This window comes from Neobacillus sp. SM06, assembly GCF_050496765.1.
Classification (GTDB): domain Bacteria; phylum Bacillota; class Bacilli; order Bacillales; family Cytobacillaceae; genus JAEVLT01.
The window spans coordinates 20726-37109 of record NZ_JBNWEO010000019.1 but is presented as its reverse complement, the minus strand read 5'-3'; the positions used below and the strand labels follow the sequence as shown (position 1 = coordinate 37109).

Below are 16384 nucleotides of genomic sequence, written 5' to 3'. Positions count from 1 at the left end.
AGGATGGATATTGCTACATTACTATCGTTTAAATGGAATATCATGGCACCGGAGTTCATCATCCTTATCATCGCAACCGTCATCATGTTGATTGATATGTTTATGCCAAAAAACCGTGATCGGAGAATTTTAGGCTGGGTGGCCATTGCTGCTGTATTGGCGGCAATGGTATCATTAGCCGGTTTGGTGAACACTGGTGTAACTTCGATTTTATACGATACGTTCCGTCTTGACGGTTTTGCAAAAGCGTTTAAATTGATATTGCTTGCCGGTTCGGTTCTCGTTCTCCTTTTGGCGATCAGCTATGAGACGAAGGATGGGATCGAAGAATATCACGGCGAATTTTATTACTTGTTTTTAACCGCATTGCTTGGCGCCATGTTCATGACTTCAAGCGGCGATTTAATTACATTGTTTGTGGGCTTGGAATTGCTCTCCATTTCTTCTTATATTTTGGTGGGAATGCATAAAAAGTCGATACAATCAAACGAATCAGCAATGAAATATGTAATTATCGGTGGGATTTCCACTGCGACAACTTTGTTTGGCATGAGCTATGTGTACGGCTTAACAGGGACGACCAATTTATTGGAGATTGCGACAAGGCTACAATCGGTGGCTGATCCTCAGCAAGCTTATTTGTTAGGTTTAGCGTTCTTGATCCTGCTTGTTGGCTTAAGTTTTAAACTGTCTACTGCGCCGTTCCATATGTGGGCACCCGATGTGTACCAAGGTGCACCGACTCCTGTCACAGCTTTCTTAAGCGTTATTTCCAAAGCAGCCGGCTTTGTGATCGTAATCCGTATTTTGCTTTCTGTTTTTGGCATTGCAGCCTCTTCAGGGCCGGGATCGGATCCGATTCTTTATAAAATGCAAGATTATATTGCTTTTATTGCCGGTGCAACGATGATTATCGGTAACGTAATTGCGCTAAAGCAGACCAATATTAAACGGATGTTTGCTTATTCAAGTATTTCACATGCGGGTTACATCCTTGTCGCCTTTGCATCGATGAATTACTTTATGTTTGATGCCGTTTGGTTTTACTTACTCGCTTACGTGTTTATGAATTTGGGAGCTTTTGCGGTGATTCAACTGATTGCGCAAAAGACTGGATCAGAGGAAATTTCAGACTATGCAGGCCTGTATCGCCGCTCACCGCTTTTGGCGATTGCAATGGGAATCTTCATTCTTTCATTGGCAGGGTTTCCGGGTACAGGTGGCTTTATTGGAAAATTAAATATATTCATCGGGGCGTTTGTTGATCAAAACACACATTATATATTGGGCTCGATTTTGATTGCCACAACAATTATTTCCTATTTTTATTACTTTGGTGTTTTGACGCAGATCTTCTTCCGTCCGGCAAAAGAAAAAACTACATTTTCCGTTCCGTTCGGAATTCTCTTGGTCATTATTGTTTCGGTCATTGGAACATTATGGCTTGGACTGGCACCAAACACGGCGATTGAGTTTTTGCATAATCGCTTTAATGAGTTTAAAGATTTTTTGCAATAAAAGATTATATTTGAAAAAAGAGCTAAATTTGTTTAGCTCTTTTTTTCTTAGCTTTTTTTTAGGTTAAATTCAGAAACTTCTAAAGTTTATACGTTATTTTTTAGATATGGAGTATAGAAGGAGGATAATCATGGGATCTCATCGATATGATTGTATCATTGTTGGCTCTGGACCGGCAGGAAGTTCATTGGCTGCGAGTTTGGCAAAGCAAGGGATTGACGTCCTTGTATTAGAAAAGGCGGCATTGCCGCGTTACAAAGTGTGTGGCGGAGGTGTAACGAAACGGGCGCTGTTAAAAATGCCTGTGGATATTTCCTCGGTTTTACGAGATACCATTGATACATTTGAATTGTCTTTGAATGGAAACAATAGCAAACAATTTAAATACAAAAATCCCATCGTTTATTCGGTCATGCGCGACGAATTGGATTATTTGCTGGCGAATCATGCCGTAAATAATGGAACAAAATTACAAACAAAAACGGTAGTGCAAAGGGTAGAGGAATTGGCTGATCAAGTAATCGTAAAAACCGACAACGAGGAATACTTTGCGCGATATGTGATTGGTGCCGATGGCGTAAACAGTCTCGTTGCCAGACAAAGCGGTTTAGTGACGAAGCGCAGGACAGCTGCTGCCTTTGAGTGTGAAATCTTTGCAGACAAGGAAGCGCTGGAAAAATACCGCCATTGTATTGCAATTGATTATGGAATCATCCCGTTCGGCTATGGATGGATCTTTCCAAAAGGAGATCATTTATCTGTAGGAATCGGTTCCTATTTGTATTCGCATAAACAATTGACAAGCCACCTTGAGAGGTACATTGAACTGAATCGTTTAAATTCCAATTCAGTAAAAATAAAAGGCTCATTTTTGTCGGCTGGTGGCATACAAGATCATCTACAAACATCGAGAATCGCACTTATTGGTGATGCTGCAGGGTTGGTTGAGCCATTTGGCGGAGAAGGAATTTACTATGCATTATGGAGCGGAGAATTGCTTGCCGAGCGCATAAAAGAAACACTTCGTGGAGAAGGAGAGTCTTTTAGCCGTTACCAAGCTGATGTTGATGAGCTGATTTTGCCTGAAATGCAGCTGATTGATCGGATAGCCAATCTCTTTTATCAGAATACAAATCACATTCATCAACTGATTACGCTTTTTCCCTTTTTAACAAAAGCTGGTTTTGAAGTGCTAGAGGGGGGAAGTTCCTATATGAGCCTCTACCAAAAAATAAAAAAATTAATGGGTCGAACAACTGCTTTGAAAATAAAGACCATTTGATTAAAGCCACTTAAACGTAGGCTTTTTTTTTTGAAAAAAATTCATAATTGAGCAAAAAAATTCCAATTTTAAATTTTTATTCAGCTTTTTACGTGTTAGTGTGGTAAAATAATCATTGTTGTCAAACAACCTTTGATTTTTTAAGAGAGGTGACAGGATGATCAATGATTTTGGACAACAAGCTTTGTTAGGAATTCTTTCACATCTTGTGTTCATTGCGATTGCCTGGTGGGCATTGCAAGCCATTCAGCTTGAAAAACTGCTGAAACCAAATCGGGTTTTTCAGGCACGGCTGTTGTATATAGTATTGGCCATTGTCATTGGTTCATCTGTTAGTAACTTTTTCCTTGACTATTTGCAATGGTCAAGACAGCTGCCATTGTTGATGCAGTACATACAAATTTGGTAAAAAATTAGGTCTTCATACATGTTCCATTTTCTTGATTTTTTAAGTACAATACTTTTTGTGCTGAAAAAGTATCTTTCGTACATTACATGAATAAAGTGAAGTTTGAACGATTTGTCAAAAAGTGACGACATTTCCCAAGTATGCTCTCCCTCTCCTTGGAAAGACTGTGTAGTAAGGGAGAGTGTAGAGATGAAGAAAAAAATTGCATTTATTTTAACCGTTTTACTTTTGATTGGTTTTAGCAGTTTATTTATTGGGAATAAAACGTCTGTAGCTTCCGGAGAGCTTGATTTAGAGAAAATGGTGTCTGTTTTTAAAAACGAAAATATTTTGCTCAAAGATTGGTCTTTGTATGCAAGAGAACATGCGGTGAACCTGAAAAATGAGGAAGAAGTAAGGAAATATGTGCAGAAGCTTAAGCAGAATTTTCCGGATTGGAAATGGTCTGATCTTCATACCAGCCAAAAATGGGAAGTCACAGCAGTATCTCCAACTTCTAAAAACCACCAAGAATCACTTCAGATTCTGACTACCCACACAAACGGGCCTGCCTATACGTATGTAGTATATCGTGTCAGCGGGAAACAGTGGACAAAGCAGACAGAGTCCTTTTTTACCACCGATCAATACAAAAATAGGCTGACCGACATATTTCTTGGGAATCCGACAATTTTTTCTAGTATCAAAGGCAAAATCAATGATAAAATGGATACGGCTTTGCCCAAAACAGCTAAAAACATAATGAAACGGTTCAAAGCAAAAGAAATCGAAGCGTTAAAAGAGGATCAATTCATATCAGTATCGGCCTATTCGCCGCTATTTAAAGAATCCATCCAAACAAAAAACGACAACATGAATTTGCAAATTGGACTACGCAATGAAGGATTGGGCGCAGGGACTACCGTTGTAGTTGGCACACCAATCCTAACGATTGAATATTAATATAGAGAAAATGGACGCGGAGGGGAATACTCTTGGAAAAGATCATCGTCCGCGGCGGACAAAGGCTATATGGTACGGTAAAGGTTGAAGGCGCAAAAAATTCCGTGCTGCCTGTTATCGCTGCAACATTATTAGCAAGTGATGGAAAAACAACAATTCGTGATGTGCCAACTCTCTCCGATGTATACACAATCAACGAAGTGTTGCGGAATTTAAACGCTGAAGTTACTTTTGAAAACAATACAGTAACAGTAGATGCATCAAGAGAGTTAAAGGATGAAGCACCATTTGAATACGTTCGAAAAATGCGTGCTTCTGTGCTTGTCATGGGATCTTTACTTGCCCGAAACGGGCGAGCCCGGGTTGCGCTCCCTGGCGGCTGTGCCATTGGATCCCGGCCTATCGATCAGCACCTTAAAGGGTTTGAAGCAATGGGTGCCATGGTAAAGGTAGGAAATGGATTTATTGAAGCGGAAGTAGACGGCCGCTTAAAAGGTGCTAAAATTTATTTGGATTTCCCAAGCGTTGGCGCAACGGAAAACATTATGATGGCGGCAACCCTTGCGGAAGGAACGACGATCATCGAAAACGTGGCAAAAGAACCAGAAATTGTCGATCTTGCCAATCTTTTGAATAAAATGGGAGCAAATGTGAAGGGTGCAGGAACCGGGACGATTCGTATTGAAGGGGTTCATGTTTTATTTGGCACGGATCATGCCATCATTCCCGACCGTATTGAAGCCGGTACTTTCATGGTTGCAGCTGCAATCACTGGTGGAAATGTGCTGGTAAAAGGGGCTGTACCTGAACATTTGTCTTCTTTAATTGCAAAAATGCAAGAGATGGGCGTGACTGTTTTTGAAGAAGAAGATGGCATTCGTGTCATTGGACCGGAATTCCTAAAAGCAGTCGACATTAAAACCATGCCGCATCCCGGTTTTCCAACCGATATGCAATCGCAGATGATGGCTCTTTTGCTCCGTGCAAATGGCACCAGCATGATCACCGAGACGGTTTTTGAGAACCGTTTTATGCATGTTGAAGAATTTCGCCGCATGAACGCCGATATTAAAATTGAAGGCCGCTCTGTTATTTTAAACGGCCCATCCAATTTGCAAGGCGCCGAAGTGGCAGCAACCGATTTGCGTGCAGCCGCAGCATTGATTTTAGCCGGCCTTGCCGCAAAAGGTATTACACGCGTAACAGAGCTCAAACACCTCGACCGCGGCTATGTCAATTTTCATGAAAAATTGGCGGCTCTCGGTGCCGACATCGAGCGTGTCAATGACATGGAAGAAATTTACACAGAGGTTCAACCTCTCGTTTCGGATTTAAACGCATAATTTTATAAAAAACAGAGCCAGCCGAAGAGTGCAGCTGTCAGATGACCGACAGATGTATTCTTCGGTTTTGTTTTTGGAAACTTTAGGGACCGCTCTTGTGTTTCTTTTTAATAGCGGTCTCGCGCTTGTGATTTTTAGAACCGAATTGTTTTTGGCATAAATGCTTGTCCACCCCCATATGTATGAAATAGACGCGGCTGAGGCTGTTGTTGAATTTATATAATGGGGGCTTAGTTGATGAAAAAATTCAAACCCTTCATGGTACTAGGATCGTCTCTCTTTGCCGTCACTCTCGTTGTTCCGTCTGTTCTTGTTCTTCCGTTTTCGGGAGAGAAGGCAAGCGGCAAATTGACTTTGACGCAAGCTCCAGCAAAAAATGTAGCAGCTGTTCCGACTGCGGATGCAGGGGTGGAAGTGGCTGTTTATCGTTTTTCAAAAGGGAAAATTGATAAAGTTCCGCTTGAGGATTATTTGGTAGGGGTTGTGGCAGCTGAGATGCCGGCAGATTTTCAAGAGGAAGCTTTGAAAGCACAGGCTCTTACTGCGCGGACGTATATTGTAAAACAGTTGATGAGTCCGGGAGATCACCTCGGCCTGCCTAAAGGAGCGGATGTGGGGGATAATGAACTAACTCAAGCCTATTTAAGTGATGACCGGCTTCGCAAAGATTGGGGAATGGATTATAGCTGGAAGCGGAAGAAGATTCTTGATGCTGTTCGAGGAACGAGCGGACAAATCCTTACGTATAATGGGCAGCCAATTACGGCGACGTTTTTTTCAACAAGCAATGGCTATACGGAAAATTCGGAGGACTACTGGCCAAATGCGTTTCCTTATTTGCGGAGTGTTCCGAGTCCCTGGGATACAACCTCACCAAAGTATAATGGTGAACAAACTTTTAGCGTTGCTAACTTTGAGGCAAGGCTTGGGGTTCACTTAAAAGGCAATTCGATTGGTGTTTTTGTGGGGAGGACGGCAGGAAAGCGAGTAGCCAAAGTCGATTTTAATGGTAAAATCTTAACAGGAAAGGAAATCCGTGACAAACTGGGGTTGAAGTCGAGTGATTTTTCATGGGTGCGGAAAGGCGATCAGATTGTCGTTACGACGAAAGGTTACGGACATGGCGTCGGCATGAGTCAATACGGTGCAAACGGCATGGCTTTAGAAGGAAAAAACTACAAGGATATTGTAAAATACTATTACAAAGGTGTCGAAGTTACCTCCTCGCAAAGCATGCTGGCAATGGTCAGCGGAAAAAAATAACCAGTACGATTGGCGACCGGTTCCCGCAAAGTTGGGGCCGGTTTTTTGATATTTTTCCTTGAGACTCAATCAGGATAAAGGATCTCACATGAAAGTCACCCGGGCCCCGCTAAAAAAAGGTTCAGGCTCGCGGCGGCGGAGGAGGTGAAATTCGGAGAAAAGCTAATTTTCCGCGGATAGGGGGATTGCTCCCCGAAAAAAAGTGTCCAGACCCCCGCGTCCGGAACCAAATCCGGATAAAAGTCAAAAACCCGCGGATAAAGAGCAAAAAGATACGGATAAACGGGAAAAGTCCGCGGATAAAAGGAGAAAGTTCGCGGATAAAAGTCATAAATCCGCGGATAAGGGGATTGCTCCCCGCTAAAAAAGTGTCCAGACCCCCGCGCCCGGAACCAAATCCGGATAAAAGTCAAAATCCCGCGGATAAAGAGCAAAAAGATACGGATAAACGGGAAAAGTTCGCGGATAAAAGGAGAAAGTTCGCGGATAAAAGTCAAAAATCCGCGGATAAGGGGATTGCTCCCCGCTAAAAAAGTGTCAAGACCCCCGCGCCCGGAACCAAATCCGGATAAAAGTCAAAATCCCGCGGATAAAGAGCAAAAAGATACGGATAAACGGGAAAAGTTCGCGGATAAAAGGAGAAAGTTCGCGGATAAAAGTCAAAAATCCGCGGATAAGGGGATTGCTCCCCGCTAAAAAAGTGTCCAGACCCCCGCGCCCGGGACCAAATCCGGATAAACGTCAAAAACCCGCGGATAAAGAGCAAAAAGATACGGATAAACGGGAAAAGTCCGCGGATAAAAGGAGAAAGTTCGCGGATAAAAGTCATAAATCCGCGGATAAGGGGATTGCTCCCCGCTAAAAAAGTGTCAAGACCCCCGCGCCCGGAACCAAATCCGGATAAAAGTCAAAATCCCGCGGATAAAGAGCAAAAAGATACGGATAAACGGGAAAAGTTCGCGGATAAAAGGAGAAAGTTCGCGGATAAAAGTCAAAAATCCGCGGATAGGGGGATCGCTCCCCCGAAAAAAAGTGTCCAGACCCCCGCGCCCGGGACCAAATCCGGATAAACGTCAAAAACCCGCGGATAAGAGGGTCACACCCGATCCCAAATTCAAACAGAGGATCACGCCCAAAAAAAGTCAAGAACCCCTGCCGGTGAAAAATTTCATAGAATTGTCAGCAGGAGAAATCCGAAAAAACGAGAAGTAGAAGGAGAATGAAAGAAAGGAGGAGATTGTTGTTGTTTTTAAATGAAGTTACGGTACCGAAAAGGGCATTAATCGATGCGGCACTCTTAAGGAGAATAGACCCACAGCATCCAGCGCGAAGGGAGATCGAAGATGATTATCATGCCCGTATGGCAGGCTACCGGGGAGAAAAATCACTCGTCTACTATTTGAAAAAGCTGCCGCAAACAAAGTTTGATATCATTCATGGCTTGCGGCTTCCGGGGGAAAATGGATTCTTCCAAATTGACACGCTTATTCTATCAACAATGTTTGCATTTGTTTTAGAAGTGAAAAACATGTCCGGGATCTTGCATTTTGAAAAACTTTTGGATCAATTCATCCGGATCAATCCACAAACAAACAGCAGGGAGCGGTACCAAAATCCAATTTTGCAGGCAGAGGAGCAGAGCTTGCAGCTTGAGAGCTGGATGAATCGCAACCAGCTTGGGGGCTTGCCCATTGAGTATGGATTTGTCAACAGCAATCCGAAAACGATCATTACGGCGGATCCGGGAAACGAATGGATTTTAGAAAAAGCAAGCAACAGCGAAACAGTCAATCGCAAAATTTTCGCACTCTCGAAGCAATATCGCAACGAACCAATCGGCAAATCTGCAGTAACCAAAATTGGTCAACAGCTACTCCAAAGTCACACCCCGCCCGATTACTCCATTAAAGAAATGTATCATATCAGCCCCCATGAAATCCGTCCGGGTGTGCATTGCCCCAATTGTTTTGCGATTCCAATGACATATCATCGCGGTACATGGGAATGTTTTAACTGTCATTTTACTTCCAAAACCGCTTATATCGACACGATTCAGGATCATTTTCTTCTGATTAAACCAACCATTTCAAACACTGAATTGCGCCACTGGCTGCAAATTTCCTCACCCAACATAACGAGGCAATTTATCGTTTCCATGAATTTACCCTCTGGCGGCAAAAACAAAATGAAGATCTATTTTCAACAATAAGCCAAAATTTTTTTTCGAAATCATGCATAAACATCTCCCATTTGTCGAAAAATAAATCCAAAAAAATTTTTTGGGCGATGTATAGAATGCGATCGTTCTGTTCAGAATGATTGCTGAGGTGATGAAAATGAGAGAGGAAGAAAAAAACCAATCTTCTCGAGGCTCCAGCTTTAAGCGCTTTTTCAAAAAGCGTTGGGTATTTCCAGCTCTTTATATTGCAAGTGCAGCAATCATTTTGACCGGGGTTCTATGGTATCAAACCGCAAGCAATAATGCGACAGACAAATATGGCTCTAAGTCCACTGACATTGCCGGCAAAAAGTACAAGCAGCCGTCCGTGGAAGTAAACCGGGCAATGGAAAACTTCACGATGCCCGTGAAAAATGCTGAAGAAGCGATGATTGAAAAGAAATTCTACGATTTCTCCGGCAAAAAAGCGGATCAGGAAGCAGCGCTTGTTGTCTATGGCAATACGTACGCGCCGAACACCGGCATCGACATTACGATGAAAAATGGCGGAACCTTTGACGTCGTCGCTGCTTTAAGCGGTACGGTTACCAAAGTGGAAGAAGATTCATTGTTGGGAAATGTCATTGAAATTGAACATGACAAAGGCGTTGTGACCCAATATGAATCTGTTAAAGACATCGCTGTCAAAGTTGGCGACAAAGTCGACCAAGGACAAACGATTGCCAAAGCTGGTCAAAGCACATTGAATGAAAAAGCAGGAACCCATTTGCATTTTGAAATTCGCAAGGACGGAGTAGCTGTGAATCCGGAAAGCTATTTTAACAAGCCTGTAAGCGCGTTGGCTGAAGTGAACAAATCAAACAGCATACCAGATGCGAAGAAAGAGCAACAAAAGATTGACAACAGCCAAAAAGATGCAAACGGCAAGTCGTCAATCAATGGGGATTCGAGCAAAAATCCAAGCGATGGAGCCAATACCAATACGGATAATGGAAATGCCAAAACCGATAACGGAAATACCAATACGGATAACGGAAATCCATCCAATCCATCAACAGACACAACCACTAATCCAAATTCATAAGAAACAAAGAGGAGGGGCAACCCTTCTCTTTTTTAGCTACACCAGAATTTATATCCATAAATTCTGAACGCATAAGGGCAACTATGCCTCAGTCTTCGCCAAAGGCTCGCCAATCGACAAGTTTTCTTTATGGTCTAGCTCCAGCACTTGACCAAGGCGCTCCCACCTTTTGGCTCTGTATCGTCCTCAAAACCCTCAATTTTTAAAAAGGATGGAAACCGTTATCTATGGTAGAATAAGGGGCAAGGAGGGAGATACATTGAAAAAGTGGCTCGCATTTTTACTCACCTTTGCCGTGCTCGTTAGCGTAGCGGCTGGCTGCAGCAACAATCCAACACCACAAGACCGATTAGCTGAATATGTAAAACTATGGAATCAGCAGAAATTTGATAAAATGTATGGATTGCTTTCAACTAACGCGAAAAAATCGATCAGTCAAAAGGATTTTGTGAACCGGTATAAAAAAATCTACCGTGATCTGCAAATTACCGACCTGAAGGTAGATTTTCAAAAAACAAAAGATGACAAACAAGCAAAAGAGGCGACGGCAAGCTATACATATAGCGCACAAATGAACAGCATTGCCGGAAAAATCCAGTTTACGAATAAGGCCAATTTGAAAAAAGAAGATAAAGACTGGTATATCAATTGGGATACAAGCTATATTTTTCCTCAATTAAAAAAAGGAGACCGAGTCGGGGTTAGCACAACAGCGCCGAAGCGCGGCGAAATTCTTGACCGCAACGGCAATCCGATGGCGGTAAACGGCCAAGCGTATGAAGTAGGCGTGGTCCCTGGCAAATTGGGTGAACAAAAAGACGTAATGATTGCCCAGCTCGCGTCCCTGCTGCAAATGACCCCCGAGCAAATCAATAAGGCAATCACCGCAAGCTGGGTGAAGCCCGAATACTTTGTTCCCCTGAAAAAAGTTGCGCTCGACGACCAGGCAAGAATTGCAGAACTGATCAAGCTCGAGCCGGTGCAAACGAAAAAGGTCACTGCCCGAATTTATCCATACAAAGAAGCTGCCGCACAGCTGATCGGCTACATCGGCCAAATAACTGCCGATGAACTGGCAAAACTGAAAGATAAAGGCTACAATGCCCAGGATGAAATTGGAAAAAGAGGATTGGAACAAGTCTTTGATGAGCAATTAAAAGGCCAGCGGGGTGTAAAAATCACGGTCATTAAACAAAACGGAACCGACGAAACGCTGGCAGAAAAACCCGTTGAGGATGGAAAAAATATTACCCTAACAATCGACGGGGCAGTTCAGCAGAAGATTTTTGCCGAAATGAACGGCGAAGCAGGAACTGCAGCGGCAATGAACCCGATGACAGGCGAAACGCTTGCGCTCGTTAGCAGTCCATCGTTTGATCCAAACCAGGCAGCGATCGGTTTTTCAGCAGATGAATGGAAAGCCCTTCAAGACAATCCGCAAAAGCCGCTGGCAACAAGGTTTAAACAAGTGTATGCGCCCGGCTCGGTCATGAAGCCAATCACGGCATCAGTCGGACTTGCAACTGGAAAAATAAATCCAGGCGAGGCAATAGCCATCAACGGTCTTAAATGGCAAAAAGATCAATCGTGGGGTAACTACTTTGTCACCCGCGTTCATCAAGCAAGTCCAGTTGACCTAGAGAAAGCACTCGTATACTCCGATAATATTTATTTTGCCCAAGCCGCTTTAAAAATCGGCAAGGAACCGTTTAGCGCCGGCTTGAAAAAGTTTGGCTTTACCGAGACGCTAGACTATCCATTCCCGCTTGAGACATCGCAAATCGGCCAGCTGGCAAATGACATCGCATTAGCGGATTCCGGCTATGGGCAGGGGCAAATCCAAATGAATATCGTCCATTTAATGGCTGCTTACACGCCGCTGTTAAATGGCGGCAATCTGATGAAGCCGGTTTTACTTCAGGACGATCCGAAAAGCCAGGTCTGGAAGCAGCAAGTGATCACCGCAGAACAAGCCAATTTGCTCTCTGGAATGCTGAGGAAGGTTGTCGCCGATCCAAATGGAACGGCACATCGCGCGGAGATTCCCGGCTATCCTATTTCAGGCAAAACTGGTACAGCTGAAATCAAGCAGAAGCAGGGAGAGACCGGTACCGAAAATGGCTGGTTTGTCGCCTATTCGCCCAATCTGATGATGGCCATGATGATTGAAAACGTTCAAGGACGCGGCGGTTCACAAGTTCCTGTTGAAAAGGTGAAAAATTTGTTTACCCAAATGAAGTAATGAGAAAAGGGCTGCAGCCAACCATCTGCAGTCCTTTTTGTATGCAAAAATATGACAAATTTCTCGGGAAATATTCGACTTTATCGTGAAAAGCCTGTCGAAAAAGAGAAGAATTTTGCTGCATTTATCGGGGTTTACTGGCCGCACGTAGTTCCTTAAATTGAAAGTAAATTGATAAAAATGGCGGAGCCCATCCGGAAAAATGAAAGACGCTTGAACTGTCTTGAGATGAAAGCGGATCAATTTTATGTCCAATTATCAAATAATTTCTCAAAAACCTTGTCCTGTTTGCCTGAAATGGTCATAAACCGTTACCCAAGCTAATAAAATGTTTACAAACCTTTACAAAGAGAGTGTTTGAGGTGAGGAGTCGTTTGGTAACAGCGGGGGAGTAGTTGCGGACATGATTATTCATCGTACGATTCAGAAAGCAGCAATGCTTTCTGCCGCATGGTCATGAATCTATTTATGCGGTGGCAGTATTCGTCAAAGATAAGCGGGTCTCATTTCACACTTCTCACATCCAATTTAGGGAGGGCGAGTGGTGTGCACGATTACATCAAAGAGAGAACTATCAAGATTGGAAAGTATATCGTGGAGACGAGAAAAACGGTTCGCGTCATTGCGAAGGAGTTTGGCGTATCCAAAAGTACAGTCCATAAAGATTTGACAGAGAGACTTCCTGAAATTAATCCAGATTTGGCAAACGAAGTGAAAGAAATTCTAGATTACCATAAATCAATCCGCCATTTACGCGGTGGCGAAGCAACCAAGATGAAATATCAAAAAGAAGAAAGAGAAGGAGAGGTTGTCAAATAAACAGCCTGGCCGGACTTGAAAATCCGAAGAACGCCAGCCTCGCCAACTGGCAAACTTTCATTTTCCTTTGAGCAAATTCTTTTTCCTTTCATCTGACAAGATTCTGCAAATATTTACAACTTTTTGTATGTAAAAAGTCCTGGTTGTGTTAGAATATATAATTAGGACAGTATGTGGATTCCGTATCAAGGAGGAAAGAGAAAAGAATGTTTGCAAGGGATATTGGAATTGATCTAGGAACGGCCAATGTGTTGATTCACGTTAAAGGCCGCGGCATTGTTTTGAATGAACCTTCAGTTGTGGCGATTGATAAAAACACAAACCGCGTTCTTGCGGTTGGGGAAGAAGCGCGCAAAATGGTTGGACGGACACCAGGAAACATCGTTGCCATTCGTCCGCTTAAAGATGGCGTTATTGCCGACTTTGATGTAACAGAAGCCATGCTAAAGCATTTTATCAATAAGCTGAATGTCAAAGGATTTTTATCAAAGCCAAGAATTTTGATTTGCTGCCCGACCAACATCACAAGCGTTGAGCAAAAAGCGATTCGCGAGGCTGCAGAAAAAAGCGGCGGCAAAAAAGTGTATTTGGAAGAAGAACCAAAAGTAGCAGCCATTGGTGCCGGAATGGACATTTTTCAGCCAAGCGGCAATATGGTCGTCGACATCGGAGGAGGAACAACGGACGTAGCAGTTCTATCTATGGGCGATATCGTGACTTCTTCCTCCATAAAAATGGCCGGCGACAAATTTGACGCGGAAATTTTAAATTACATCAAGCGCGAGTACAAGCTGTTGATCGGTGAACGCACAGCCGAAAATATTAAAATCAACATTGGTACTGTTTTTCCTGGATCGCGTTCAGAGGAAATGGAAATTCGCGGCCGGGACATGGTCAGCGGCTTGCCACGCACGATTACGGTTCATTCAGAAGAGATCGAAGAGGCATTGCGCGAATCGGTTGCCGTGATTGTGCAAGCGGCCAAAACCGTGCTCGAACGGACACCGCCGGAATTATCAGCGGACATTATCGATCGCGGCGTAATTTTAACAGGCGGAGGCGCTCTGCTTCACGGAATTGATCTGCTTCTTGCCGAAGAGCTGAAAGTGCCAGTACTGGTAGCAGAAAATCCAATGGATTGTGTCGCAATAGGAACAGGCGTCATGCTCGACAACATCGACCGCCTGCCAAAAAGAAAAATCGTCTAATAGGGAAAAAGTCTGAAGAAAAAGGCGGACAAGCCTTCGTCATCAGGCTTTTTTATTTTTGGTAAATTGTGGTGAATGGGCTATATACAGGGTTGTTTCGGATGAAGTAGAAAAAACTGAATCAAGGCGGAGTTCCGCACTTGGAAGGCGAAATATCGAAATCGAGCCGGAGTTCCGCACTTGGAAGGCGAAATATCGAAATCGAGCCGGAGTTCAGGATCTAGTTGAAGAAAGTGGACTTTAAATGAACAATTATTTCCGTTTGATGGGTATTTAAAACAAATTCAGACAAAAAACTACAAAAAGTTAATGTGTATTTTAGGAAAATTCCTTATAATAAGGATAGATACCCATCGATAAATGAGGTGGAAACGATGTTCAGAGGATTTTACACAGTTGCTTCCGGCATGCTCGCCCAGCAGCGCCGGACAGAAATGGTAACGAATAATATGGCAAACGCCAACACGCCCGGATTTAAGGAAGATCAGGCGGCATTAAGGGCATTTCCGGAGATGCTGTTGCAGCGCTTTGATAAAACGGCTCCCGCGGCAGCGGTTTCGACACCGGTTGGCTCGGTGAATACGGGTGTGTACATGCAGGAAACGATTCCGAAGTTTATCCAGGGGGATATGCAGCAAACTGGTAACAAAACGGATATGGCATTGGTTGATTTAACGATGCCGGTCACAAATGGGCAAAAGGGTTCCGTGTTTTTTACCGTTCAAGATCCAAATGGCCAAACCCGCTATACGAGGGACGGCAATTTTACGCTTGATGCCAAAGGGTTTTTGACAACAGGTGGCGGCTTATACGTATTGGATGCCAATGGCAACCCGATTCAGCTTTCAAGCGACCAGTTTACGTTGACTGATAGCGGGCAAATCAGCGGTGCAAATGGCGAGCAGGCACAGTTGGGAATCGCATTTGCCGCCAATCCAGAGCAGCTGATTAAAGAAGGCAGCGGCTTGTACCGGGCGGGAAATGGAGCGGCGCTGGTGAATGCCAGTACCCGGCCAGGCGTCCAGTTTAAGCTGCAGCAAGGCTTTTTGGAGCGTTCGAATGTTGATGTCAGCCGGTCGATGACGGATTTGCTGACGGCCTACCGTTCGTTTGAAGCGAACCAAAAGATTTTGCAGGCTTATGATCGGAGTATGGATAAAGCAGTCAACGAGGTCGGCAAAGTCGGTTAATTCAAGATCACCAGCTCCGTCACCCGCAAGTTTTTTTCCAAAAAAAGGTTTGAATGAGAATGAGGGATTCATGTGAATAGCACAATGATTACGGCAACGAATGCGTTGGGTCAGTTGCAGAAGCAAATGGATATGATTGGCAATAATTTGGCGAACGTGGATACGACGGGTTTTAAAAGCAGGCAGGCTAGTTTTACGGATTTGCTGGTTCAGCAGGTGGATAATCAGCCGAATGCGCGGGCAGAGGTTGGCCGGCTGACGCCGAATGGGATTCGCCAAGGTGTCGGGGCGCGGCTGGATCAGGTTCAAATGTTGGCAAAACAGGGCAGTTTCAAGTCAACAGGCCGGGATCTTGATCTTGCTTTTCAGGCGGAGAATCAATATTTTAAGGTTTTGTCTTCTAAGGATAATTCGGTTCAGTATACAAGGGATGGTTCGTTTTCGCTGTCGCCTGTGTCGGCGAATGAGGTGATGCTGGTGACGAGCTCTGGTGATCCGGTTCTGGATGAGGCGAATCGACCGATTACGGTTGCTGGGGATGTTGGTAAAATTGAAGTAACGAAGTCGGGGCAAATGAATGTGACGATGGCAAATGGGACGAGCCAATCTTTTATGTTAGGTGTTGTCCAGCTCAATAAGCCGCAGTTTTTTGAGCAAAAGGGCGGCAATTTGCTTGGGCTTGCGGCTGGTGCCACGGGGGTTGTGCCTGCGGATGTGCTGACGGATTTAACGGGGCAGCAGAGGGGGCAGGTTTCGATTGGCCAACGGATGCTTGAGCAGTCTAATGTGGATTTGTCGAAGGAAATGACGGATTTGCTTACTGTTCAGCGTTCGTACCAGTTTCAGTCGCGCTCGATAACGATTGCGGATCAAATGATGGGGCTGATTAACGGGATTCGCTAAGG

Annotated in this window: 13 protein-coding genes; all 13 read left to right on the top strand. The window is 44.0% G+C overall.

Annotated elements, in window-relative coordinates:
• Window positions 1-3 precede the first annotated feature (3 nt).
• The 13 genes from nuoN to ACQYAD_RS17150 all read left to right on the top strand — a co-directional run bounded on the left by nuoN (window position 4) and on the right by ACQYAD_RS17150 (window position 16382).
• Entirely contained in the window at window positions 4-1518 is a 1515-nt protein-coding gene (gene nuoN / locus ACQYAD_RS17210; RefSeq protein ID WP_430240078.1) for an NADH-quinone oxidoreductase subunit NuoN, read from the top strand.
• Between the two features lie 130 nt (window positions 1519-1648).
• Window positions 1649-2800, top strand: coding sequence for an NAD(P)/FAD-dependent oxidoreductase (locus ACQYAD_RS17205; protein WP_430240076.1), 1152 nt, complete (start codon window positions 1649-1651; stop codon window positions 2798-2800).
• A 157-nt stretch (window positions 2801-2957) separates the two neighbouring features.
• Window positions 2958-3209 carry a DUF1146 family protein gene (locus tag ACQYAD_RS17200; protein ID WP_430240074.1) on the top strand — a complete coding sequence of 84 codons (252 nt, stop codon included), beginning with the start codon at window positions 2958-2960 and terminating at the stop codon, window positions 3207-3209.
• 189 nt (window positions 3210-3398) lie between these two features.
• Window positions 3399-4151 carry a YwmB family TATA-box binding protein gene (locus ACQYAD_RS17195; protein WP_430240072.1) on the top strand — a complete coding sequence of 251 codons (753 nt, stop codon included), beginning with the start codon at window positions 3399-3401 and terminating at the stop codon, window positions 4149-4151.
• A 32-nt stretch (window positions 4152-4183) separates the two neighbouring features.
• A complete protein-coding gene (gene murA / locus ACQYAD_RS17190; RefSeq protein WP_430240070.1) occupies window positions 4184-5494 on the top strand; it encodes a UDP-N-acetylglucosamine 1-carboxyvinyltransferase in 1311 nt (436 codons plus the stop codon).
• 237 nt (window positions 5495-5731) lie between these two features.
• A complete protein-coding gene (gene spoIID, locus ACQYAD_RS17185) occupies window positions 5732-6757 on the top strand; it encodes a stage II sporulation protein D (protein WP_430240069.1) in 1026 nt (341 codons plus the stop codon).
• Between the two features lie 1243 nt (window positions 6758-8000).
• The gene (locus ACQYAD_RS17180; RefSeq protein WP_430240068.1) at window positions 8001-8966 is read left to right on the top strand and encodes a nuclease-related domain-containing protein; all 966 of its coding nucleotides are present in this window, start codon (window positions 8001-8003) and stop codon (window positions 8964-8966) included.
• Between the two features lie 127 nt (window positions 8967-9093).
• Window positions 9094-10020: a peptidoglycan DD-metalloendopeptidase family protein gene (locus tag ACQYAD_RS17175; RefSeq protein ID WP_430240066.1), complete on the top strand. Its 927-nt coding sequence runs from the start codon at window positions 9094-9096 to the stop codon at window positions 10018-10020.
• A gap of 259 nt (window positions 10021-10279) precedes the next feature.
• Window positions 10280-12262: a penicillin-binding transpeptidase domain-containing protein gene (locus ACQYAD_RS17170; protein ID WP_430240065.1), complete on the top strand. Its 1983-nt coding sequence runs from the start codon at window positions 10280-10282 to the stop codon at window positions 12260-12262.
• A 546-nt stretch (window positions 12263-12808) separates the two neighbouring features.
• Window positions 12809-13081, top strand: a complete 273-nt coding sequence (gene spoIIID, locus ACQYAD_RS17165) for a sporulation transcriptional regulator SpoIIID (RefSeq protein WP_430240063.1) — start codon at window positions 12809-12811, stop codon at window positions 13079-13081.
• A gap of 206 nt (window positions 13082-13287) precedes the next feature.
• Window positions 13288-14289 carry a rod shape-determining protein gene (locus tag ACQYAD_RS17160; protein WP_430240062.1) on the top strand — a complete coding sequence of 334 codons (1002 nt, stop codon included), beginning with the start codon at window positions 13288-13290 and terminating at the stop codon, window positions 14287-14289.
• 374 nt (window positions 14290-14663) lie between these two features.
• Complete coding sequence (locus ACQYAD_RS17155) at window positions 14664-15479, top strand: flagellar hook-basal body protein (protein WP_430240060.1); 816 nt, start codon at window positions 14664-14666, stop codon at window positions 15477-15479.
• A gap of 72 nt (window positions 15480-15551) precedes the next feature.
• Window positions 15552-16382 (top strand): flagellar hook-basal body protein, encoded by an 831-nt coding sequence (locus ACQYAD_RS17150; RefSeq protein ID WP_430240058.1) that lies wholly within the window; start codon window positions 15552-15554, stop codon window positions 16380-16382.
• Window positions 16383-16384 lie beyond the last annotated feature (2 nt).